Source organism: Pseudomonas zeae (genome assembly GCF_014268485.2).
GTDB lineage: Bacteria > Pseudomonadota > Gammaproteobacteria > Pseudomonadales > Pseudomonadaceae > Aquipseudomonas > Aquipseudomonas neuropathica.
Genome location: NZ_CP077090.1, coordinates 707,337 through 730,514, shown reverse-complemented (window position 1 = coordinate 730,514; position 23,178 = coordinate 707,337). Strand labels below are relative to the sequence as shown.

17 protein-coding genes are annotated in these 23,178 nt (G+C 59.8%); 4 read left to right on the top strand and 13 right to left on the bottom strand.

Annotation, left to right across the window (positions count from 1 at the left end):
- Nucleotides 1-16 precede the first annotated feature (16 nt).
- Entirely contained in the window at nt 17-820 is an 804-nt protein-coding gene (locus HU754_RS03210) for a hypothetical protein (protein WP_093430088.1), read from the top strand.
- A gap of 110 nt (nt 821-930) precedes the next feature.
- On the opposite strand, the gene HU754_RS03205 is transcribed toward HU754_RS03210, so the two are convergent.
- A complete protein-coding gene (locus HU754_RS03205) occupies nt 931-1,134 on the bottom strand; it encodes a helix-turn-helix domain-containing transcriptional regulator (protein ID WP_093430087.1) in 204 nt (67 codons plus the stop codon).
- Between the two features lie 295 nt (nt 1,135-1,429).
- On the opposite strand from HU754_RS03205, the gene HU754_RS03200 reads away from it, so the two are divergent.
- Nucleotides 1,430-1,867 carry an excinuclease gene (locus tag HU754_RS03200; RefSeq protein ID WP_186621281.1) on the top strand — a complete coding sequence of 146 codons (438 nt, stop codon included), beginning with the start codon at nt 1,430-1,432 and terminating at the stop codon, nt 1,865-1,867.
- Nucleotides 1,868-1,917: 50 nt separating this feature from the next.
- On the opposite strand, the gene HU754_RS03195 is transcribed toward HU754_RS03200, so the two are convergent.
- Nucleotides 1,918-2,820, bottom strand: a complete 903-nt coding sequence (locus HU754_RS03195) for a LysR family transcriptional regulator (RefSeq protein ID WP_016983863.1) — start codon at nt 2,818-2,820, stop codon at nt 1,918-1,920.
- A 118-nt stretch (nt 2,821-2,938) separates the two neighbouring features.
- Here HU754_RS03195 and HU754_RS03190 point away from each other — a divergent pair, with 118 nt between their 5' ends.
- Nucleotides 2,939-4,213, top strand: coding sequence for an MFS transporter (locus HU754_RS03190; RefSeq protein ID WP_077570434.1), 1,275 nt, complete (start codon nt 2,939-2,941; stop codon nt 4,211-4,213).
- Between the two features lie 177 nt (nt 4,214-4,390).
- On the opposite strand, the gene hemE is transcribed toward HU754_RS03190, so the two are convergent.
- The 11 genes from hemE to HU754_RS03135 form a co-directional block, all read right to left on the bottom strand.
- The gene (gene hemE, locus HU754_RS03185) at nt 4,391-5,458 is read right to left on the bottom strand and encodes a uroporphyrinogen decarboxylase (RefSeq protein WP_186621283.1); all 1,068 of its coding nucleotides are present in this window, start codon (nt 5,456-5,458) and stop codon (nt 4,391-4,393) included.
- 252 nt (nt 5,459-5,710) lie between these two features.
- Nucleotides 5,711-7,129 carry an FAD-dependent oxidoreductase gene (locus HU754_RS03180; protein ID WP_007909438.1) on the bottom strand — a complete coding sequence of 473 codons (1,419 nt, stop codon included), beginning with the start codon at nt 7,127-7,129 and terminating at the stop codon, nt 5,711-5,713.
- A 33-nt stretch (nt 7,130-7,162) separates the two neighbouring features.
- Nucleotides 7,163-11,608, bottom strand: a complete 4,446-nt coding sequence (gene gltB / locus HU754_RS03175) for a glutamate synthase large subunit (RefSeq protein ID WP_186621285.1) — start codon at nt 11,606-11,608, stop codon at nt 7,163-7,165.
- Between the two features lie 351 nt (nt 11,609-11,959).
- The gene (locus tag HU754_RS03170; RefSeq protein ID WP_186621287.1) at nt 11,960-13,549 is read right to left on the bottom strand and encodes an AAA family ATPase; all 1,590 of its coding nucleotides are present in this window, start codon (nt 13,547-13,549) and stop codon (nt 11,960-11,962) included.
- A 10-nt stretch (nt 13,550-13,559) separates the two neighbouring features.
- Nucleotides 13,560-14,660: a 3-dehydroquinate synthase gene (gene aroB, locus HU754_RS03165; protein WP_186621289.1), complete on the bottom strand. Its 1,101-nt coding sequence runs from the start codon at nt 14,658-14,660 to the stop codon at nt 13,560-13,562.
- A 152-nt stretch (nt 14,661-14,812) separates the two neighbouring features.
- Nucleotides 14,813-15,331: a shikimate kinase AroK gene (aroK, locus tag HU754_RS03160; protein WP_011332081.1), complete on the bottom strand. Its 519-nt coding sequence runs from the start codon at nt 15,329-15,331 to the stop codon at nt 14,813-14,815.
- A gap of 4 nt (nt 15,332-15,335) precedes the next feature.
- Complete coding sequence (locus HU754_RS03155) at nt 15,336-17,417, bottom strand: type IV pilus secretin PilQ (RefSeq protein ID WP_186621291.1); 2,082 nt, start codon at nt 17,415-17,417, stop codon at nt 15,336-15,338.
- 13 nt (nt 17,418-17,430) lie between these two features.
- Complete coding sequence (locus HU754_RS03150; protein ID WP_186621293.1) at nt 17,431-17,958, bottom strand: pilus assembly protein PilP; 528 nt, start codon at nt 17,956-17,958, stop codon at nt 17,431-17,433.
- Nucleotides 17,955-18,578, bottom strand: coding sequence for a type 4a pilus biogenesis protein PilO (gene pilO, locus HU754_RS03145; protein WP_099757776.1), 624 nt, complete (start codon nt 18,576-18,578; stop codon nt 17,955-17,957). Before pilO ends, HU754_RS03150 begins: the two co-directional genes overlap by 4 nt.
- Nucleotides 18,575-19,141, bottom strand: coding sequence for a PilN domain-containing protein (locus tag HU754_RS03140; RefSeq protein ID WP_186621295.1), 567 nt, complete (start codon nt 19,139-19,141; stop codon nt 18,575-18,577). The genes pilO and HU754_RS03140 overlap by 4 nt, the downstream gene beginning before the upstream one ends.
- On the bottom strand, nt 19,141-20,205 hold the full coding sequence (locus tag HU754_RS03135; RefSeq protein ID WP_093430076.1) for a pilus assembly protein PilM: 1,065 nt from the start codon (nt 20,203-20,205) through the stop codon (nt 19,141-19,143). The genes HU754_RS03140 and HU754_RS03135 overlap by 1 nt, the downstream gene beginning before the upstream one ends.
- Nucleotides 20,206-20,424: 219 nt before the next feature.
- On the opposite strand from HU754_RS03135, the gene HU754_RS03130 reads away from it, so the two are divergent.
- Nucleotides 20,425-22,869 (top strand): penicillin-binding protein 1A, encoded by a 2,445-nt coding sequence (locus tag HU754_RS03130; RefSeq protein ID WP_371748300.1) that lies wholly within the window; start codon nt 20,425-20,427, stop codon nt 22,867-22,869.
- Nucleotides 22,870-23,178: the final 309 nt, after the last annotated feature.

The window sequence follows — 23,178 nt, the reverse complement described above, 5'->3', positions numbered from 1 at the left end:
GTTTGGAGTGAAGGGAATGACTCAGTTTCACCGCATCGCCGCTCTGTTGGCACTGGCTTTTGTGCTCGGCGGTTGCACCAGCAAACCGGTTTACAACGCCAAGGAAGAGTTCTCGCCCAACCTCGGTTTCACCCAGCAACAGATGAGCCGCGCCATCGTCACTGCGCTGAACGATCGCCAGTGGGTCGTGCAATCGGTACGTCCGGGCATGATCAAAGCGGCGATCACCGTACGCGGTCGCCATCACGCCGAAGTCGATATTCCGTTCACCCCGACTTCGTTCGAAATCGACTACCGCAGCAGCTACGGCCTCGATGCCAAGGACGGCAAGATCCACGGCAACTACAACCGCTGGGTCAATCGCCTGCGCGACAACGTGCTCAAAGAGCTGTCGATCAACCCGGACATCGAAGCCGTCAACAGCTTGGGCATCATCAAACAGGGCGCCGACGAGCCGACTTACCTGAGCTTCCGCGAAGGCGTCAAACGCGCCACCGACGCCGGCCTGCTCGACGGCAGCGTGAAGTTCTACCTGGCCGGCGAAACCCTGCCCAAGCAAGTGCGCAAACTCGACACCGTGAGCAGCAGCCGCAAAACCAACGGCTCGAACAAATCCGACGAAGACGCCTGCTTCTGGGCTCTGCAATCGGCCCTGGCCACCTTGCAGAACGCCGCGAAGAAAGCCGACGCCAACGCGGTGATCAACATCGCCAGCGTCGACCAGCGCGACCTGTACAAAGACACCGAAAAATTCCAGTGCCGTGCCGGGCTGGTGGTGTCGAGCGTGGCGCTGCGCGGGGATTTGGCGCACGTGGATTGATGGGATTGTAGAAACGACAAAGGGCGCCATTCGGCGCCCTTTCACAAACAGGTTGGCTTGTCATCGCCAATTACCTGTCTGGCTCTGCGATGGCTGGTCACCCAGGATCCTCAGAGTCTCACAAGCCCCTTGCGGGAACATTTTGGGGCGTTGCCCAACATCCTGAGGCGGGCACGGGCAATCGTCCCATGCACTTTGGCGATGAACCGAAGATCTCCCCCTGCTTCATCCAGGCAAATCTCAAGATAGGTCACCAAGTCCTCTTCAGTTTTCAAATAATCGATTGAGTCCCAGTTCGTGAATTTTTCGATCATGTTTTTTCTTGATGATTTCTGGCGTTAAGAAAATTAACGTCCTTAGGTTATTCACACAAGGCACTCACTTCTGAAGTTTTCGTAGGGAATGCACTGACCTTGTGTAGTCCAGATCGCAATCACCTCAAATCCGCGATCAAGCGAAGATAAATTTTCTCGCCACAAGGGCACCATTCGGCGCCCTGCTCATTTCAGCTCTACACTCGTCCGGACAGGCCGTCGCACCGCGCCTGATGGAACGGCGAGCCTATCAGCCCTGCACTCGCGGTTCTCTTTCACCGTCAAGGAGATGACCATGCAAGTGAAAGTCCTGATCGCCGTCGCACTTTTCGCGCTACTGCCCAGCACCAGCCACGCCACCAATCTGATGTATATGCCCTTCGAAACCGTGCTGTCGGACGCGATTCGCGCCGGGCGGCTGGATGGCAGTGTGAAGTTCTATCTGCTCGGCAATGGGCCGCAGGGCACTCAGCAGTTACTGCGCCGGGGGGTGGTCAGTGATTTGAAGACCAATGGCTTCAACAAGAGTGACCACAACTCCTGCGAGTGGGTGTTGCAGTCGAATCTGATCAAGTTGCAGGCCGATGCCAAGCGGGTCGGGGCGAATGCAGTGGTGAATATCGTCAGTTACTACGACCAGCATGTGCGCAAGGATTTGAATACGTACGAGTGCCGGGCGGGGATTTTTGTCACACGGGTGGCGTTGAAGGGGGATTTGGTGCGGTTGCCCTGAACATTGTGTTGATTGAGCGAACGCCTGCTCGCGATTTGATTGCGCAGCAATCACGCCTTTGAAGGTTCGACTTTGCGCGTGAGCAAATCTACGAAAGCCTTGGCCATCGGCGACTTCTGATCCTTGCGCTGCACCAGCCACACCGCCGACACCGCCTCCGGATCGAGCAACGGGCGATAGACCACGCCGTCGATACGCATCCGCTGATAGGACGCCGGCAGCACCGAAACCCCCAGCCCCGCTGCGACCAGGCCGATGATGGTCATGGCTTCCCCCGCCTCTTGGGCGAAATGCGGACTGAACCCGGCATCGCGCGCCAGGCTCAGCAATTGCGCGTACAGCCCGCTGCCGTAACTGCGCGGAAAAAACACGAACGGCTCCAGCGCCAGCGCCGAGAGGAACAAGCCCTCCTCCGATCCCTGGGCCAGTGGATGCTTGGAGCCGAGCACGGCGACCAGCGGCTCACGCATCAACTCCACCACACTCAGCGAATCGGGCAAACCCAGCGGGCGCATGATGCCGACCTCTATCGACTCATCCACCAAACCCTCGGCGACTTGCGTGCTGCTCATCTCCCGCAGATTGAGGTGTACCGCCGGAAAACGCTGGCGAAAGGAAAAGATCGCCTGCGGAATAGTCGAGTTGAACGGCGCCGACGAGGTGAAACCAATCTTCAACTCGCCCAATTCACCGAGTTGCGCACGCCGGGCGACGTCCGCCGCTTTATCAACTTGCGCCAGCACCAGTCGGGCCTCTTCCAGGAACAACCGCCCGGCCTCACTCAGCTCAACCCGACGATTGGTGCGTTCGAACAACCGCGCGCCTACCTCTTGCTCCAGCGCCTGAATCTGCTGGCTCAGTGGTGGCTGAGAAATCCCCAGCACTTGTGCGGCGCGGCCAAAATGCAGCTCTTCGGCGACGGCAATGAAGTAGCGCAGATGACGCAATTCCATGGAAACCCCATTAGGTCGTTAAAGCTATCAAACAGGTCGAACAATATATTGGATAGAAACATTAGCCAGCTATATGATTTTTTCATTGCCTGCCTGGCCGTGCCCTCCGAGGTCTGAAGTGAAAACTGCTGTCGCGCCCCTTGCCCATGAAGTCCCGCCCGCCGCTGCGGACGATGTCGTCGCCGAGCTGCAAGAGATCTACATCGAAAAAGGCACGCCGATGTTCATGCGCACGGTGCTGGCGCTGTTCAGCGGCGGATTCGCGACGTTTGCCCTGCTGTATTGCGTGCAGCCGATGATGCCGCTGTTGTCCCACGAATACGGAATCAACGCGGCGCAGAGCAGCCTGATCCTCTCGGTGGCGACCGGCATGCTCGCCATCGGCCTGCTGATCACCGGACCGATCTCTGATCGGGTCGGGCGCAAACCGGTGATGGTGACTGCGCTGTTCGCAGCGGCGCTGTGCACCATGGCCAGCGCGATGATGCCGAGCTGGGAAGGCGTGCTGATCATGCGCGCGCTGATCGGGCTGTCGTTGAGTGGGCTGGCGGCGGTGGCAATGACCTATCTGAGTGAAGAGATCCATCCGCAACACATCGGTCTGGCGATGGGTTTGTACATCGGCGGCAACGCCATTGGCGGGATGAGCGGGCGCTTGATCACCGGAGTACTGATCGACTTTGTCAGCTGGCATACGGCAATGCTAGTGATCGGCGGTCTGGCGATGATTGCCGCAGCGGTGTTCTGGAAGATCCTTCCGGAGTCGCGCAACTTCCGTTCACGCTCGCTGCACCCGCGCAGTCTGCTCGACGGCTTCACCATGCACTTTCGCGATGCCGGTCTGCCGCTGCTGTTTCTTGAAGCGTTCGTGTTGATGGGCGCGTTTGTCACGCTGTTCAACTACATCGGTTATCGCTTGCTGGCCGCACCGTACAACCTTGATCAGGTGTTCGTGGGCTTGCTGTCGGTGGTGTACCTGTCGGGGATCTACAGCTCGGCGAAGATTGGCTCGCTGGCAGACAAACTGGGGCGACGCAAAGTGTTGTGGGCGACCATTGCGCTGATGTTCGCCGGCCTTGCCTTGACGATGTTTACGCCACTGTTACTGGTGATTGTCGGCATGTTGATTTTCACCTTTGGTTTCTTTGGTGCGCACTCGGTGGCGAGTAGCTGGATCGGCCGTCGCGCGACCAAGGCCAAGGGCCAGGCGTCGTCGTTGTACCTGTTCAGTTATTACGCCGGGTCGAGCATTGCCGGCACGGCAGGCGGGGTGTTCTGGCATCTCGGCGGGTGGAATGGGATTGGTTTGTTTATTGGTGCGCTGTTGCTGATCGCGCTGTTGGTGGCGTTGAAGCTGGCGAAGTTGCCGCCGTTGCAGGGTGTTAAGGCCTGAGACAAAACCCATGTGGGAGCGAGCCTGCTCGCGAAGGCGTTTTGTCAGTTGATGCAAAGTTTGCTGATCCACCGCTATCGCGAGCAGGCTCACTCCTACAATTGATCTGCGTACGACGTTGAATCGTGGAAGCAAAAACGCCCGGCATTTAGCCGGGCGTTTTTTATGGTGTGGCGATCACTCGTGATACTGCGCCGACAGCTCATGCACCGCCCGCAGGAACGCACCGGCATGTTCCGGATCAACCTCAGGCGTGATGCCGTGACCGAGGTTGAACACATGGCCACTGCCCTTGCCGTAGCTGGCCAGAATGCGTCCGACTTCAGTGCGGATCGCTTCCGGTTTTGCGTAGAGCACGGTCGGGTCCATGTTGCCTTGCAAGGCAACCTTGTCACCAACACGGGCGCGGGCGTTGCCGATGTCGCAGGTCCAGTCCAGGCCCAGTGCGTCGGCACCAGCCTCGGCGATGCTTTCCAGCCACAGGCCGCCGTTTTTGGTGAAGAGGATCACCGGCACCTTGCGACCGTCGTGTTCGCGGATCAGGCCGCCGACGATTTTCTTCATGTAGGCCAGCGAGAACTCCTGATACGCCGCCGCCGACAGGTTGCCGCCCCAGGTGTCGAAAATCTGCACCGCTTGCGCGCCAGCCATGATCTGGCCGTTGAGGTACGAGGTCACCGACTGCGCCAGTTTATCCAGCAGCAGGTGCATGGCTTGTGGGTTGTCGTAGAGCATGGCTTTGGTCTTGCGGAAGTCTTTCGACGAACCGCCTTCAACCATGTAGGTCGCCAGGGTCCACGGGCTGCCGGAGAAACCGATCAACGGCACACGGCCGTTCAGCTCGCGACGGATGGTGCTGACTGCGTCCATCACATAGCCGAGGTCTTTGTGCGGATCAGGGATTGGCAAGGCTTCGATGTCAGCGAGGGTGCTGACGACTTTCTTGAAGCGCGGACCTTCACCGGTCTCGAAGTACAGGCCTTGGCCCATCGCGTCGGGGATGGTGAGGATGTCGGAAAACAGGATCGCCGCGTCCAGTTGTGGATAGCGGTCGAGCGGTTGCATGGTGACTTCGCAGGCGAATTCCGGATTCATGCACAGGCTCATGAAATCGCCGGCGTGGGCACGGCTGGCGCGGTATTCCGGCAGGTAGCGGCCGGCCTGGCGCATCATCCACACCGGGGTGACGTCAACGGGTTGCTTGAGCAGGGCGCGGAGGAAACGGTCGTTCTTCAGGGCAGTCATGTCGGCATCCGGAAAAAAAGTGCGGGCATTTTCTCAGAGCGCGGCGCAAAAGGCACGGATGCAGGTCAGCCTTTTGTCTATCGGGTCAATTTATTGCGTTGGAAACGCGTTATCAGCAACACCGAGAAACAACTGTGGGAGCGAGCCTGCTCGCGAAGAGGCCGGCACATCCAACATTGCAGTTGGCTGACAGACCGCTTTCGCGAGCAGGCTCGCTCCCACAGGGGTGTTGCTTTGGCTCAGGAGCCGGGATCAGACGCCCAGGTAATCGAGGATCCCTTCGGCGGCGTTGCGACCTTCGAAGATCGCCGTCACCACCAGGTCGGAACCGCGCACCATGTCGCCACCGGCAAAGATTTTCGGGTTGCTGGTCTGGTGCTTGTACTGACCTTGCTCAGGCGCAACAACGCGGCCCTGGCTGTCGGTCTGGATTTCGAACTGTTCGAACCACGGCGCCGGGCTCGGGCGGAAACCGAACGCGATAACCACGGCATCAGCCGGGATGATCTCTTCGGAACCCGGGATCGGCTCTGGGCTGCGACGGCCACGGGCGTCCGGTTCGCCGAGACGGGTCTCGACCACTTTCACGCCTTCAACCTTGTCTTCGCCGACGATAGCGATCGGCTGGCGGTTGTAGAGGAATTTCACGCCTTCTTCCTTGGCGTTCTTCACCTCTTTGCGCGAGCCGGGCATGTTCGCTTCGTCACGACGATAAGCGCAGGTCACCGACTTGGCACCCTGACGGATCGACGTGCGGTTGCAGTCCATCGCCGTGTCGCCGCCGCCGAGTACCACAACCTTCTTGCCTTTCATGTCGACGAAATCTTCCGGCGACTTTTCAAAGCCCAGGTTGCGATTGACGTTAGCGATCAGGAAGTCCAGCGCGTCATAAACGCCCGGCAGATCCTCACCGGCAAAACCGCCCTTCATGTAGGTGTAGGTGCCCATGCCCATGAACACCGCATCGTATTCGGCGAGCAGTTGTTCCATGGTCACGTCTTTGCCGACTTCGGTATTCAGACGGAACTCGATGCCCATGCCGGTGAAGACTTCGCGACGATTGCTCAGCACGGTCTTTTCCAGCTTGAACTCGGGGATGCCGAAGGTCAGCAGACCGCCGATTTCCGGGTTCTTGTCGAACACCACCGGGGTCACGCCGCCGCGTACCAGCACGTCGGCACAACCCAGACCCGCCGGGCCCGCGCCGATGATGGCGACACGTTTGCCGGTCGGTTTGACCTTGGACATGTCCGGGCGCCAGCCCATGGCGAACGCGGTGTCGGTGATGTACTTCTCGACCGAACCGATGGTCACCGCGCCGAAACCGTCGTTAAGGGTGCAGGCACCCTCGCACAGACGATCCTGCGGACACACCCGGCCGCAGACTTCCGGCAGGGTGTTGGTCTGGTGCGACAGCTCGGCGGCCTGAAGGATGTTGCCTTCGGCCACCAGCTTCAGCCAGTTGGGAATGAAGTTGTGCACCGGGCACTTCCATTCGCAATACGGGTTGCCGCAACCCAGGCAGCGGTGGGCCTGATCGGCCGACTGCTGGGGTTTGAACGGTTCGTAGATTTCGACGAACTCTTTTTTGCGTTGACGCAACAGTTTCTTCTTCGGATCTTTGCGCCCGACATCGATGAACTGGAAGTCGTTATTCAGACGTTCAGCCATTGTTAAAACCTCATCAAACTCTTCAGGCGCATATCACTGCGGGTTGGCACGAGTGCTGGAAAGCAACGATTTCAGGTTGGCAGCCTTCGGCTTGACCAGCCAGAAACGGCGCAGGTAGTCATCGAGGTTTTCGGCGAGTTCACGACCCCACTCGCTGTCGGTTTCCGCGACGTACTCGTTCAGCACGTTTTGCAGGTGGCTGCGATAGGCTTCCATCGCCTCGCCGCTGATCCGCTGGATTTCCACCAGTTCGTGGTTGACCCGGTCAACGAAGGTGTTGTCCTGATCGAGCACGTAGGCGAAACCACCGGTCATGCCAGAGCCAAAGTTGTAACCGGTCTTGCCCAGAACGCAGACAAAACCACCGGTCATGTACTCACAGCAGTGATCGCCAGTGCCTTCCACAACCGTGTGGGCACCGGAGTTACGCACGGCAAAACGCTCGCCTGCGGTGCCGGCGGCGAACAGCTTGCCGCCCGTGGCGCCATACAGGCAGGTGTTGCCGATGATGGCGCTTTCCTGAGTTTTGTAAACGCTGCCCTTCGGCGGCACGATGGTCAGCTTGCCACCGGTCATGCCTTTGCCGACGTAGTCGTTGGCGTCGCCTTCGAGGTACATGTTCAGACCGCCGGCGTTCCACACGCCGAAGCTCTGACCCGCCGTGCCCTTGAAGCGGAAGGTGATCGGCGCTTTCGCCATCCCCTGATTGCCATGCTTGCGGGCGATTTCGCCGGAGATCCGCGCGCCGATCGAACGGTCGCAGTTGCAGATGTCCAGATCGAACTCGGCGCCGCTCATGTCGTTGATCGCCGACGAGGCCATCTCGACCATTTTCTCGGCCAGCAAACCTTGGTCGAACGGCGGGTTGCGCTCAACACCGCAGAACTGCGGTTTGTCTGCCGGGATGTGATCGCTGCCCAACAGTGGCGTCAGATCCAGGTGGTTCTGCTTGGCGGTCTGGCCCTCGAGAATTTCCAGCAGATCGGTACGACCGATCAGCTCTTCGAGGGAGCGTACGCCGAGCTTGGCCAGCCACTCACGGGTTTCCTCGGCGACGTAGGTGAAGAAGTTCACCACCATGTCGACGGTACCGATGTAGTGATCCTTGCGCAGCTTCTCGTTCTGCGTCGCGACGCCGGTGGCGCAGTTGTTCAGGTGGCAGATACGCAGGTATTTGCAGCCCAGGGCGATCATTGGCGCAGTACCGAAGCCGAAGCTTTCGGCGCCGAGAATCGCTGCCTTGATCACGTCGAGGCCGGTTTTCAGGCCGCCGTCGGTCTGCACCCGGACTTTGCCGCGCAGGTCGTTGCCGCGCAGGGTCTGGTGGGTTTCAGCGAGGCCGAGTTCCCACGGCGCGCCGGCGTATTTGATCGAGGTCAGCGGCGAAGCACCGGTGCCACCGTCGTAGCCGGAAATAGTGATCAAGTCCGCATAGGCCTTGGCCACACCAGCGGCGATGGTGCCGACGCCTGCTTCAGCTACCAATTTGACCGAAACCAGTGCCTTCGGGTTGACCTGCTTCAGGTCAAAAATCAGCTGCGACAAGTCTTCGATCGAGTAGATGTCGTGGTGCGGCGGTGGCGAAATCAAGGTCACGCCCGGCACTGCATAACGCAGTTTGGCGATCAGCCCGTTCACTTTACCGCCCGGCAGTTGCCCGCCCTCGCCCGGCTTGGCGCCTTGCGCGACCTTGATCTGCAGCACTTCAGCGTTGACCAGGTATTCCGGGGTTACCCCGAAACGGCCAGTCGCGACTTGCTTGATTTTCGAGCTCTTGATGGTGCCGTAACGCGCAGGGTCTTCACCGCCTTCGCCGGAGTTGGAACGCGCACCGAGGCGGTTCATGGCTTCGGCCAGGGCTTCGTGCGCTTCCGGCGACAGTGCGCCCAGCGAGATACCGGCGGAGTCGAAGCGCTTGAGCACCGATTCCAGTGGTTCGATTTCACTGATGTCCAGCGGCTTGTCGAGGGTCTTGACCTTGAACAGATCGCGAATCATCGACACCGGACGATTGTCCACCAGCGAGGTGTATTCCTTGAACTTGGCGTAGTCGCCCTGCTGCACGGCAGCTTGCAGGGTGTTGACCACGTCCGGGTTGTAGGCGTGGTATTCGCCACCGTGGACGAACTTCAGCAGACCGCCCTGCTGGATCGGCTTGCGCGGACTCCAGGCTTCGGTGGCGAGCGCTTTCTGCTCGGCTTCGATGTCGACGAAACGCGCACCCTTGATGCGACTCGGCACGCCACGGAAGCTCAGGTCGCACACTTCTTCGGACAGGCCGATGGCTTCGAACAACTGTGCACCACGGTACGACGCGATGGTCGAGATGCCCATCTTCGACAGAATTTTCAGCAGACCTTTGGTGATGCCTTTGCGGTAGTTCTTGAACACCTCATAGAGGTCGCCCAGCACTTCACCGGTACGGATCAGGTCGCCCAGCACTTCGTACGCGAGGAACGGATAGACCGCCGAGGCGCCGAAGCCGATCAGCACCGCAAAGTGATGCGGATCGCGCGCGGTTGCGGTTTCAACGAGGATGTTGGAATCGCAGCGCAGGCCTTTTTCGGTCAGGCGGTGGTGTACGGCACCGGTCGCCAAGGATGCGTGGATTGGCAGTTTGCCCGGGGCAATATGGCGGTCGCTCAGAACGATCTGAGTCCGCCCGGCGCGCACGGCTTCCTCAGCCTGATCCGCAACGTTGCGGATCGCCGCTTCGAGGCCAACGCTTTCGTCGTAGTTGAGGTCGATGATCTGCCGCTCGAAACCCGGGCGGCCGAGGTTCATCAGCGAGCGCCACTTGGCCGGCGAGATCACCGGCGAGCTGAGGATCACGCGCGAAGCGTGTTCCGGCGACTCCTGGAAAATGTTGCGCTCGGCACCGAGGCAGATTTCCAGCGACATCACGATCGCTTCACGCAGCGGATCGATCGGCGGGTTGGTGACCTGCGCGAACTGCTGGCGGAAATAGTCGTACGGCGTGCGCACACGCTGCGAGAGCACGGCCATCGGCGTGTCATCGCCCATCGAGCCAACGGCTTCGTAGCCTTGCTCGCCGAGCGGACGCAGGACCTGATCGCGCTCTTCGAACGTGACCTGATACATCTTCATGTATTGCTTGAGCTGATCAACGTCGTAAAACGCCGAACCGTGGTCGTTGTCTTCCATGGTCGCCTGGATGCGCAGGGCATTCTTGCGCAGCCATTGCTTGTACGGATGACGGGATTTCAGACGGTTGTCGATCGCATCGGTGTCGAGGATCTGCCCGGTTTCGGTGTCCACGGCGAAGATCTGGCCTGGGCCGACACGGCCTTTGGCAATCACGTCTTCCGGTTTGTAGTCCCACACGCCGATTTCCGAGGCGAGGGTGATGAAACCGTTGGTGGTGGTGACCCAGCGTGCCGGGCGCAGACCGTTACGGTCGAGCAGGCACACCGCGTAGCGACCGTCGGTCATTACTACGCCGGCCGGGCCGTCCCACGGTTCCATGTGCATCGAGTTGTACTCGTAGAACGCACGCAGATCCGGGTCCATGGTTTCAACGTTCTGCCACGCTGGCGGAATGATCATCCGCACACCACGGAACAGGTCGATGCCACCGGTGACCATCAGCTCGAGCATGTTGTCCATGCTCGAGGAGTCGGAACCGACACGGTTGACCAGCGGGCCGAGTTCTTCCAGATCCATCAGATCGTTGGTGAACTTGGTCCGACGGGCCTGTGCCCAGTTACGGTTACCGGTGATGGTGTTGATCTCGCCGTTGTGGGCGAGGAAGCGGAATGGCTGGGCCAGCGGCCATTTCGGCAGGGTGTTGGTGGAGAAGCGCTGGTGGAACACGCAGATCGCGGTTTGCAGGCGCTCGTCGCTCAGGTCTGGATAGAACGCGGCCAGATCGGCCGGCATCATCAGGCCTTTATAGATGATGGTCTTGTGCGAAAAGCTGCAGATGTAGTGGTCGGAGTCGACGGCGTTGGCCACCGACGAACGACGACGCGCACTGAACAGCTTCACGGCCATGTCCTGATCGCTCAGGCCTTCGCCGCCGATGTACACCTGCTCGATTTGCGGCAGACGCTCAAGGGCCAGGCGGCCGAGGACGCTGGTGTCGATCGGCACTTTGCGCCAGCCGATCAGTTGCAGGCCTTCAGCGAGGATCTCGCGGTTCATGTTCTCGCGAGCGGCTTCGGCCTTGGCCGGATCCTGGTTGAAGAAGACCATGCCCACCGCGTATTGCTTGGGCAGCTCGACGCTGAAGGTTTCCTGGGCAATGGCGCGCAGGAACGCATCAGGTTTTTGAATCAGCAGACCGCAACCGTCACCGGTCTTGCCGTCGGCATTAATCCCACCGCGGTGGGTCATGCAGGTCAGGGCCTCGATGGCCGTTTGCAAAAGGGTATGACTGGGCTCGCCCTGCATGTGGGCTATCAGGCCGAAACCACAGTTATCCTTGAATTCATCTGGTTGGTACAGACCTGCTTTCATAGACACTTTCTCACCAGGCTGCCTCTTTTCGAGGCAAATTTCTTTTCAATTCAACCACTTGCATCCTGCGCCGAACGTACGCCGGCTTCGCGGGGGGCAAAAGGGTGGTCATTGTACACAGCGACACAGAGGCTCACAAATTTGACGACGAAATGTCGCAAATTCATGTCGCATTTGTGAAAGGTTTAAAGCGATCTGCTGTGCTAGTCAAAACTTTTTTAATTTTGACCGCAACGACTCAAAGACTACTGTGACGCAGACACCACAAGGCACGCGGCCTGTGAAGGCGGCGCGCACTCGTAGAAATTTTGAGGTGCTTGGAGAGGCGGCCTGGGTAAGGCCGCCGAATCTTCAGCGAGTTGTTGCCAGTTCCTGTTGGACGCTGGCGACAGTGCGAGGCCAAGGTTTACCAGCCTGAACCTTCGCTGGCAAGGCCTTGATGGCAGAAACGGCTGCATCACGATTGGCGAAGTTGCCGTAGGTGATCACGTAAAGCGGTTTGCCGTTGAGGACTTTCTTGAAATAACGGTACTCACCGCCCTGCTCTTTGACGAAGTTTTGCGCTGCCGCTTCAGAGCTGGTGCCGAGGATCTGCACCACGTAGTTGCCGGTCGGCTGACCGGCATACCAGCTGCCACCGGCGGCTTTGGCAACGGTCACCGGCTTCTCGGCCGGTTTTGCAGCGGCGACTGGCTTGGCCGGCGCTGGGGCCGGTTTGGCGACTGGCGCGGCCGGAGCAGGCTTGGCGGTGGCAACCTGAGTAGGAGCAGGAGTCGGTTTGGCGGCCGGCAACGGAACCGGTGTCGGCGCGGGACCGGCAGGAACGCCCGCCGGTGGCGCGGAAGTGGTCACGGTCGGCGGAGTCGCACTGGAACCTTCCAGCGGCACGCCATCGTCGCCTTCGGTAATACCGCCAGCCGCCTCGGCCAACGGGCCGCGCATGACCGGTTGCGAGTTACCGACCAGCGGCAACGGCATCGGTTGCGTATTGCCGGCGAACTCGACGTTCGGTGCGCCGCCATTGGCACCCTGCCCCAAAGGCAACTGTGCCTGTTCATTGGCAGGAGCGCCGGTGGTTGGCGCCTTGTTGCGACCCGGCATCAACCAGGCGGCGGCGACCGCGACCACAACGACGGCGGAAATCGCCAATACGTGTTTCTTCGGCATGTTGAACCCCATACTTGGACGCTTGACCGCAGAGCGGCTGGCAATCATGACTTCGATCAGAGCATCGCGAGCGACCTGGTTGATATTGCCCGGCCAACCCTCGGCACTTTCGTGAATATCAGAGATCTGATCCGCGCTGAAAAGTTCGACACCCCGGCCGGCACCTTCGAGCCGTTGGTCGAGATATTCGCGGGTCTCTTCTTCGGTGTACGGCTGCAGCTCGATGACGTGGAAACGCTCTTCCTCAAGGTGCAACGCCTCGAGCTGAGCGATCAGCGACGATTCACCGAACAGGAACACATGCGGGCGACCTTCCGGTGCGCCGGCACCCAGCGCCATCAGCGCTTCGAGAGCGGACTCGTCGAGCTGCTCAGCGTCGTCCACCAACAGATAGACTTCCTGGCCGGTCAGTGCGAGTTGCACCACTTGATCGAGAATCGCGCCAACTTCGGCCTGAGCGACGTTCAGCGCCTGCGCCACCTGGCGCAACACACCGGCAGCATCACCGGCACCGCGGGCGGAAACCACCACGCTCTGCACCGACTGTTTGTTGGTGCTGGCGACCAGCGCCTGACGCAGCAAGGTCTTGCCACTGCCTTGCGGGCCGGTGACCACCAGCAGCAACTGGCTGTAACGCGCCAGATGATGCAGTTGACCCAGCACCGGTTTGCGCTGAGCCGGGAAGAACTTGAAGCCCGGCACGCGTGGCGCGAACGGGTCGTGACTTAACTGGAAATGGCCGAGGAACGCCTCGTCGGCATGCAAACTAGTCATTGGAATCTTTTCAACCTTTAAGCTGAGCCAGGGCGCGGTAATCCGCTCCCAGCGTGGCCTGTAGAACCTCTTTCGGATAATCGTCGGTCACTACCGCTTCGCCCATCCGGCGCAGCAGCACCAGGCGCAGACGACCGTCGATCACTTTTTTGTCGATTGCCATGTGTTGAAGAAAATCGGCTTCGGTCATTTCAGTCGGCGGCACCACAGGCAAGCCGGCGCGCTGGAACAGACGAATACCGCGATCACGCTCCTCGTCACTGATCCAGCCCAGACGCGCGGACATCTCCAGCGCCATCACGGTGCCAGCCGCGACCGCTTCCCCGTGCAACCAGACACCATAGCCCATGTGGGTCTCGATGGCGTGGCCGAAAGTGTGGCCGAGGTTGAGCGCGGCACGTACGCCGGTTTCTTTCTCATCGGCGCCAACCACCGCAGCCTTGGCCGCGCAAGAGCGCTCGATCGCGTAAGTCAGGGCTTTCTGGTCGAGCGCGCGCAGGGCATCGACGTTTTCTTCGAGCCAGGTCAGGAATGGCTCGTCGCAGATCAACCCGTACTTGATGACTTCGGCCAGACCGGCAGACAGCTCGCGCTCTGGCAGGGTTTTCAGGGACGCCGTATCGATCAGCACCACGTTCGGTTGGTAGAACGCGCCGACCATGTTCTTGCCTAGTGGATGGTTGATACCGGTCTTGCCGCCCACCGAAGAATCGACCTGGGACAGCAGGGTGGTAGGAATCTGGATGAAGTCGACGCCGCGCTGGTAACAGGCTGCGGCAAAACCGGCCATGTCGCCAATCACACCGCCGCCGAGGGCGATCACGGTGGTACGGCGATCATGACGGGCGGTCAGCAGACCGTCGAAGATCAGTTGCAGGGTTTCCCAGTTCTTGAAGGCTTCGCCGTCCGGCAACACCACGGAGATCACCGAGAACTGCGCCAGGCTGCGGATCAGACGTTCAAGATAGAGCGGCGCAACGGTCTCGTTGGAGATGATTGCCACCTGTCGCCCATGAATATGCGGAGCCAGCAGCTCGGGCTGATCCAACAAACCTTCGCCAATATGAATCGGGTAGCTGCGCTCGCCTAGATCGACCTTGAGTGTCTGCATGTGTCCCCACAGTGAAGATGGAAGCAGGCGTCCTGCCCTGAATTATTGGTTGTCTGCGGCCTATAGCGCGTATGACGCCGCTCGCACGCCATCCGCCACAACCTCGACGGACTTTGACAGGACGCCGAGGATAGCGCATTTCGAGCGATGCTTTAACGGGGAGGAAGCTGCGCCAGACGATCGAGAATGTCGAGCACCACCATACGTGGCGGCCGCTCGTCGGTTTCCACCACCAGATCGGCAATTTCCCGATAAAGCGGATCGCGGATCGCCAGCAGATCACGCAGGGTTTTTTCCGGATTGGCGGTACGCAGCAACGGCCGGTTGCGATCGCGCGACGTGCGGCCGACCTGCTGCTCCACAGAGGCGTGCAGATACACCACTCGCCCACCCTCATGCAGGGCCTTGCGATTGGCATCGCGCATGACTGCGCCACCGCCGGTCGCCAACACCACGCCATCGAACGCGCACAGCTCGGCGATCATCGCCTGCTCACGGTCACGAAAGCCGGGTTCGCCTTCCTTGTCGAAGATCCACGGGATATTGGCGCCCGTGCGCAATTCAATTTCCTTGTCGGAATCTTTGAACGGCAGGCGCAGCTCTTTGGCCAGTAACCGGCCGATGGTGCTTTTGCCAGCACCCATCGGTCCTACAAGAATCAAATTTCGCACAGAATCAACGACTCACAGCAATCGCCTGGTTATTCATGATACGTGGTGTGAGAAATACCAGCAGCTCGGATTTTTTCTCCGATACCACATCACGCCGGAAAAGGCGGCCAAGATACGGCACATCGCCAAGAAATGGCACCTTATCTACGACCTTGCTTTGAGTATTTGAGAAAACACCGCCAATCACGATGGTTTCGCCGTCATTGACCAGCACCTTGGCGTTGACCTCGTTTTTCTTGATCGGCGGCACATCCTGCACTTTGTTCAGGTAATCCGGTTCGTCCTTGGTGACCTTGACCTCCATGATGATGCGGTTGTCCGGGGTGATCTGCGGGGTGACTTCCAGTGACAGCGAGGCTTCCTTGAACGACACCGACGTCGCGCCGCTGGAACTGGCTTCCTGATACGGAATCTCGGTGCCTTTGAGGATTTTTGCGGTTTCCTTGTCGGAGGTGACCACCTTCGGCTGCGAGACGATTTCGCCGTTACCGGTCTTCTCCATCGCGGTCAGCTCGAGATCGAGGAGCACGTTGTCGGTGATGAAGGCGATGCCGATCCCTGAGGTATTGCCCACCGTGCCCATGTCGACGAACGGCGAGTTGGTGCTGGTGCTGCCCGGCGTACCGATGGTCGACGATGTGCCGTTGCTCACGCCCGAGGTGTTCCAGTTGCCCTTGTTCTGGATCGAGCCGCCCCAGCGCACGCCCAGACTTTTGTCGTAATCGACGTTGGCCTCGACAATCCGCGCTTCGATCATCACCTGACGCACCGGAATATCCAGTTGCGCCACGATCCGCCGCAGTTCGTCGAGGCGATCCTGAGTCTGGTAGGCAATGATGTTGTTGGTCCGCTCGTCGACAGTAATCGAACCGCGCTCGTCGATTTTCGCCTCAGCGCTGGTCACCGACTGGAACAGCTTGGCGATGTCCGCGGCTTTGGCGTAATTCACTTGCAGCAACTCACGACGCAACGGCGCCAGTTCGGCGATCTGCTTCTGCGACTCCAGTTCCTGACGCTCGCGGGCAGCGATTTCATCGGCCGGAGCCACTAGCAACACATTGCCGATCTTGCGCTTATCCAGGCCCTTGGTTTTCAACACCAGATCCAGGGCCTGATCCCACGGCACATTTTGCAGGCGCAAGGTGATGCCACCCTGCACCGTGTCGCTGGCAACCAGATTGAGGTTGGTGAAGTCGGCGATCAGTTGCAGCACCGAGCGCACATCAATGTCCTGGAAGTTCAGCGAGAGCTTTTCGCCGACGTACGCCTGGCGGTCAGCGTTACGCTTTTGCAGGTCATCGACAGTCATCGGGCGGATGCTGACGGTCAGTTTGTTGTCGGTCTGGAAGGTGGAGTACTCGTAGGTGCCACTGGGTTCAACGGTAATGACTGTGCGATCAGCGGTTACTCCGGCATTGACGAACTGCACCGGAGTGGCGAAATCCTTGACGTCGAGGCGTACCCGCAACTTGTCTGGTAACTGCGTACGGGCGAAGCTGAGGATGATCTTGCCGTCATGCTCCTGGATATCCGGAGCAATAGTCGGGTCGGACAGGTCGATGACCACATTGCCTTCCCCCGCCGTACCACGCTGGAAGTCCACACCGCGAATCGCCCGGCTTTTCGGCACAAAAGCCTTGGCGGGCGCAGCAGCTTTAGCGGTAGCACGAGGTGCAGCGGCAGCGGGACGCGGCGCGGTGGCCGGTGCGCCCTGACCGACCACCACGAACAGGTTATTGCCCTCAACCCGCGTGGTGTACGGCGCCAATTGCGTCAGGCTGACAATCAGCCGCGTGCGTTCCTTGGCCTCAACCACAGTAGCGGTTCGCGCATTGCCGCTGCCCAGATCGAGGTTCTTGCTGGCTAACTGACTGGCGACACCGGGCAGGTCCAGCGCAATCCGCGCCGGCGATTCGGTGGTGTAGCCCTTGGGTTGTGGTGGCGGGCCGTCGAACGACAACTTCAACTCGACGCGATCACCCGGCAACGCCGCCACGTCCAGCGTCCTCAGATTGGCCGCGAGTACCATCGGCGACATCAGCGCTATCCATAGCGAAAAACCGAGGGTGGAGAAAATCCTGTTCATTGTTCGACTTCCACTATGAGTGCTCTTTCAAAGGAATGGTGCGCGGACGCTCCAGCCAGGCGCCTTCGCCGTCGGGGACGATTTCGACGACATCGACCTGGGTGGCGCTGATGGCGACGATGCGGCCGTCATTGCGCCCCAGGTAATCGCCGACTTTCAGCCGATGCACCCCGCCCGCCCCGCGCAACAGCGCAAAGGAGCCGGAAACATTGGAGATCGTGCCGACCATCTCGAACTGCTCGATGTTGAAACCTTCGAGGTATTGCTTGACCCGATTGGGATCGGGCTTGACGTTGCGTGAGCCATGTCTCTGCCCGGCCAGATCAACCCGCACCTGGCGCGAGAACGGACTGCGCAGGTTGGCCGCGCTGTAAGTGAATGTCGGGTAAGACCGGAATGTCGGGGTTGGTTCAATCTTGCCCGCCGGGCGCAGGCGTACTTCATTCAGGTAGGCATCAAGATCGCTGAAGTCATTGCTGCCACCACAACCGTTCAACGCGAGCAGCGTCATCGACAACGCGATGTAACGAATCGGGGTCATTTCTGCAGCCCCTTGTCGTTATAGCGATAGGTCTTGGCAAGGATGCTCATGCGCAGCTTCGGCCCACCCTCTTTATCGGCAGGCGCGAGCTCGAAATCGTGCAAGGTGACAATGCGTGGCAGCCCGGCCACGCCACTGACGAAGGTCGCAAGGTCGTGATAGGCACCGGTGACGGTGATCTGGATCGGCAGCTCGATGTAAAACTGCTGGGTGACCTCCGGCAGCAGTTTGATCTCTTCGAACTCCAGGCCGCTGCCCAGACCGGTGCGGGTGATGTCTTCGAGCAGGCCCGGCACTTCGGTATCACTGGGCAATTGTCGCAGCAACACGCCGAAGGTGTTTTCCATCTCCTTCATTTGTTGGGTGTACAGCTCAAGGTTGGCCGAAAGACGTGCCTTGCTGGCGAACTGCTCCTTGAGCGTGGCTTCTTCCTCGCGCTTGGCTTCGAGTTGGTTTTCCAGGTCACTGATGAAAAAGTTATAACCGAGCGCCAGGACCAACACCATCAACAGCGCCCCGGCGATGGCTTTCACTGCTGCCGGCCATGAGCCGATGTTGCTGGTATCGAGGTCGTTGAAATCGATGTCGCGCAGACTTTCCAGCCATTCGGACGGCTTCATTGCTCGTCCTCCACGGTGCGGGGCTGGGTCTGCCGTACGGTCAACTCAAACGTGTTGGCCTGATCCACTTGGCCCGCCGTCGTCGCCTTCACCTCGTTGAGACTGGGCGCGTCGAACCAGTCGGAGGCGTCCAGATTGCGCATCAACTCGGAGACCCGGTTGTTCGATTCGGCTGCACCGCTGATCGACAGGGTTTTGCCAACCATTTTCACGTCAGTGAAATACACACCGTCCGGCAGCGTGCGCGCCAGTTGATCGAAGATTCGCCCACTGATCTGCCGGTTGCCCTGCAAGTCCTGAATGATGCGCATGCGCTCGACCAGTTGCTGACGACGCGCCTTGAGATCGCTGATCTGTTTGATCCGTTCGTCGACCACGGCGATCTGCTTGGCGATGTAGTCGTTGCGCGCCACTTGCTGCTCAATCGCCGCACTGATGATCTGATCGGCGATGAGCACCGCACCGATCGAGCCGGCCAACACGCCGATCAAGGCCAGCAGAAAGCGCTTGCGCCGCTCTTCGCGACGTTCCTCGCGCCAGGGTAGGAGGTTGATCCGCGCCATCAGTCGAAACTCCTGAGCGCGAGCCCGCAGGCGATCATCAGCGCCGGCGCGTCGCTGGCCAAAGCCCCGGCGTTGACCTTGCTGCTCAGGGCCATGTTGGCAAACGGGTTGGCTACTTGTGTCGGTGTGCTCAGGCGCTGCTCGATCAGCCGATCCAGCCCGGGCACTGAAGCCGTGCCGCCGGCCAGCAGAATGTGATCGACCGCGTTGTATTGCCCGGAGGCGAAGAAGAACTGCAGCGAGCGCGACACTTGCTGCACCAGCGCCTCGCGAAACGGTTGCAAGACCTCGCTGATGTAATCATCGGGCAGACCGCCCTGCTTTTTCGCCAGCCCCGCTTGTTCGAGGGTCAGGCCATAGCGGCGCTGGATTTCCTCGGTCAGTTGCCGGCCGCCGAACAATTGCTCGCGGGTATAGATGATCTTGCCATTGTGCAGGACGCTGAGCGTGGTCATGGTCGCGCCGATGTCGACCACAGCGACAGTCAGACGCTCCTGAGACGCCGCCAGTTGCGTGGCCAGCAAGCCGAACGAGCGCTCCAGCGCATAGGCTTCGACGTCGACTACCCGTGCGGTCAGCCCGGCCAGAGCCAGTGCCGCTTCGCGGACTTCGACGTTTTCCTTGCGACAGGCAGCGAGCAACACGTTGACCCGCTCAGGGTTGCGCGGTGACACGCCCTGGACTTCGAAATCGATGGCGACTTCGTCCAGCGGGTAGGGAATGTACTGATCGGCCTCGATCTTGAGCTGGTTTTCCAGCTCGTCGTCGGACAGCCCGGCGTCCATCTCGATGATCTTGGTGATCACGGCAGAACCGGCCACTGCGACTGCCACGCTCTTGAGCCCGGTGCGCGCCTTGACCAGTAAACGGCTCAGGGCCTGACCGACGCCTTCAAGCTCGGCGATGTTCTTTTCGACCACGGCGTTGACTGGCAATGGCTCTACCGCATACGCCTCGACCCGGTAGCGATCACCCTGACGGCTCAGTTCCAGCAGCTTCACTGACGTGGAACTGATGTCGATCCCCAGTAACGTATTGGCCTTTTTATTGAAGAGTCCCAGCACTACCAATTCCCTATGACTTTCCGTGAGTTACGGACTCTGTAATACGCATTGCGTTCCTTCACCCCGTCTTGACAGAAGCGCAAATGACGCCCCCAGCAGAAAAGTGCTTATAATGCCCAGCGTTTTTTTCCGCTTTTTACTGCAAGCGCGGATGGTTCTGTGTGTAGCCGGAGCCCCGTCGCCAAATTCATTCTTTGCACTGGATGTCCAAAAGCCTTGATTCGTCTGCTGAAATTTTTCGGTTGGTCCATCGTCGCCGTTTTCTGCGGACTGCTTTTAGGTCTCAGCGGCGCGTTTCTTTACCTTAGTCCGGGTTTGCCTTCTGTGGAGGCTCTGCGAAGCATTCAGTTGCAGATTCCGCTGCGGGTCTACTCCAGCGACAACAAGTTGATCGCCGAATTTGGCGAAATGCGCCGTACACCGATCCGTTTCGCCGACATTCCCCCCAATTTCATTAATGCGTTACTAAGTGCTGAAGACGACAATTTCGCCAACCACTATGGCGTCGATCCGAGCAGCCTGATGCGCGCCGCGACCCAACTGGTCAAAAGCGGACACATTCAGTCCGGCGGCAGCACCATCACCATGCAGGTAGCGAAGAACTTCTTCCTGACCAGCGAACGCAGCTTCTCGCGCAAAACCACCGAAATTCTTCTGGCCCTGCAGATCGAGCGGCAGCTGACCAAGGATGAAATCCTTGAGCTGTACGTGAACAAGATCTATCTGGGCAACCGCGCCTATGGCATCGAAGCGGCGGCGCAGGTGTATTACGGCAAGTCGATCCGTGATGTCAGCCTGGCGCAGATGGCGATGATCGCCGGCCTGCCGAAAGCCCCGTCGCGTTTCAACCCGCTGGCCAACCCGGCGCGCAGCAAAGAACGCCGCGACTGGATCCTCGGGCGCATGTACAAGCTTGGCAAGATCAGCGAAGCGGACTACACCGCTGCGATCAACGAACCGCTGAACGCCAGCTATCACGTGCCGACCCCGGAAGTGAATGCACCGTATATCGCTGAAATGGCCCGTGCCGAGATGGTCGGCCGTTATGGCAGCGACGCTTACACCGAAGGTTTCCGCGTCACCACCACGGTGCCGAGCAACCTGCAGGAAATGGCCAACACCGCACTGCACGAAGGTTTGATGACCTACGACCAGCGTCACGGCTACCGTGGCCCCGAATCGCGTCTGCCGGGCAAGACCCGTGAGGCCTGGGCCAACGAACTGACCAAGCAGCGCACCATCAGCAGCCTTGAGCCGGCCATCGTCACCCAGGTCGATAAGAACGGCCTGCAAGTGCTGACCCGCACCGGCGAAGAACACGTCGCCTGGGACACCATGAAATGGGCACGACCGTTCCTCAACACCAACAGCATGGGTGCCAATCCGCGCCAGCCGTCGGATGTCGCGGCGGTCGGTGATCTGGTTCGCGTGCAGCGTCAGAAAGACAATTCACTGAAGTTCAGCCAGATCCCGCAGGCGCAAGGTGCGCTGGTGTCGCTGGATCCGCAGAACGGCGCGATTCGCTCGCTGGTCGGCGGTTTCGCCTTCGAACAGAGCAACTACAACCGTGCGATGCAGGCCAAGCGTCAGCCGGGCTCGAGCTTCAAGCCGTTCGTCTACAGCGCCGCGCTGGATAGCGGCTACACCGCTGCCACGCTGGTCAACGATGCGCCGATCGTGTTTGTCGACGAATATCTGGACAAGGTCTGGCGCCCGAAGAACGACACCAACACCTTCCTCGGCCCGATCCGCCTGCGTGAGGCGCTGTACAAGTCGCGTAACCTGGTGTCGATCCGCTTGCTGCAGGCGATGGGCGTAGGCAAGACCATCGACTACATCACCCGTTTCGGCTTCAACAAGCAGGATCTGCCGCCCAACCTGTCGCTGGCGCTGGGTACTGCAACGCTGACGCCGATGGAAATTGCGACCGGTTGGAGTACGTTCGCCAACGGCGGTTACAAGATCACCCCGTACATCATCGACAAGATCGAAAGCCGTAATGGCGACACGCTGTTCGTCGCCAACCCGCCAACCGTGCCTCAGGGCGGTTCGGCGACGGACGGTATCGCGGCGCCGCACACCGATTCGTTTACGGTCAACGCCACACCGGTTGCGGGCGAAGTGCCGGGCAGCGCGGCCGTGCCGCAAACACCGGCAGTGGCCGAGCGAATTGTCGATGGCCGCACCACCTACATCCTCAACAGCATGTTGCAGGACGTGATCAAGCTCGGCACCGGCCGTCGCGCGTTGGCCATGGGCCGCAGCGATATCGCCGGTAAAACCGGTACCACCAACGAATCGAAAGACGCGTGGTTCTCTGGTTACAACGCCGATTACGTGACCACCGTGTGGACTGGCTTTGACCAGCCGGAAAGCCTCGGTCGTCGCGAGTTCGGCGGTACTGTGGCGCTGCCGATCTGGATGAACTACATGTCGGCTGCGCTGAAGGACAAGCCGCCGCACGTGCAGCCTGAGCCGGAAGGCTTGCTGAGTCTGCGCGTGGATCCGGTCAGTGGCCGAGCGGCGACGCCGAGCACGCCAGGCGCCTACTTCGAGCTGTTCAAGTCTGAAGACACGCCGCCGTCGGTGAATGAACTGGGTAATGGCGCCGTACCGGGCAGCCCGCTGCCTGCGGATGAGCAGGCGCCGATCGATCTGTTCTGATCCTGAAGCAGCAAAAAGCCCCGCCTTCGTGAGATGTGCGGGGCTTTTTTATTGCCTGAGTATCAAGAGCCCCTCACCCTAGCCCTCTCCCGGAGGGAGAGGGGACTGACCGAGTTGTCTAGCGCTCTACATCGACCTGAGAGAGCTGTGTCGATTATGGATTCAAAACAATACGTTCAGGTCGGCGTAACTCCCGAACATCCCCCAATCAGTCCCCTCTCCCCCTGGGAGAGGGTTAGGGTGAGGGCCCTTGTCGATATGAAATGCGATCCTGAAAATTCCCGAAAACAAAAAAGCCCCGACTCTCAC

What these genes read in the sequence shown, in the direction of transcription:
- HU754_RS03210 (WP_093430088.1), top strand. Translation starts at nt 17, where the DNA reads ATGACTCAGTTTCACCGCATCGCCGCTCTGTTGGCACTGGCTTTTGTG.
- HU754_RS03195 (WP_016983863.1), bottom strand. Translation starts at nt 2,820, where the DNA reads ATGGAATTGCGTCATCTGCGCTACTTCATTGCCGTCGCCGAAGAGCTG.
- HU754_RS03150 (WP_186621293.1), bottom strand. Translation starts at nt 17,958, where the DNA reads ATGACCCCGATTCGTTACATCGCGTTGTCGATGACGCTGCTCGCGTTG.
- HU754_RS03205 (WP_093430087.1), bottom strand. Translation starts at nt 1,134, where the DNA reads ATGATCGAAAAATTCACGAACTGGGACTCAATCGATTATTTGAAAACT.
- aroB (WP_186621289.1), bottom strand. Translation starts at nt 14,660, where the DNA reads ATGCAGACACTCAAGGTCGATCTAGGCGAGCGCAGCTACCCGATTCAT.
- gltB (WP_186621285.1), bottom strand. Translation starts at nt 11,608, where the DNA reads ATGAAAGCAGGTCTGTACCAACCAGATGAATTCAAGGATAACTGTGGT.
- hemE (WP_186621283.1), bottom strand. Translation starts at nt 5,458, where the DNA reads ATGACTGCCCTGAAGAACGACCGTTTCCTCCGCGCCCTGCTCAAGCAA.
- HU754_RS03180 (WP_007909438.1), bottom strand. Translation starts at nt 7,129, where the DNA reads ATGGCTGAACGTCTGAATAACGACTTCCAGTTCATCGATGTCGGGCGC.
- pilO (WP_099757776.1), bottom strand. Translation starts at nt 18,578, where the DNA reads ATGAAGCCGTCCGAATGGCTGGAAAGTCTGCGCGACATCGATTTCAAC.
- HU754_RS03200 (WP_186621281.1), top strand. Translation starts at nt 1,430, where the DNA reads ATGCAAGTGAAAGTCCTGATCGCCGTCGCACTTTTCGCGCTACTGCCC.
- HU754_RS03170 (WP_186621287.1), bottom strand. Translation starts at nt 13,549, where the DNA reads ATGACTAGTTTGCATGCCGACGAGGCGTTCCTCGGCCATTTCCAGTTA.
- HU754_RS03155 (WP_186621291.1), bottom strand. Translation starts at nt 17,417, where the DNA reads ATGAACAGGATTTTCTCCACCCTCGGTTTTTCGCTATGGATAGCGCTG.
- HU754_RS03140 (WP_186621295.1), bottom strand. Translation starts at nt 19,141, where the DNA reads ATGGCGCGGATCAACCTCCTACCCTGGCGCGAGGAACGTCGCGAAGAG.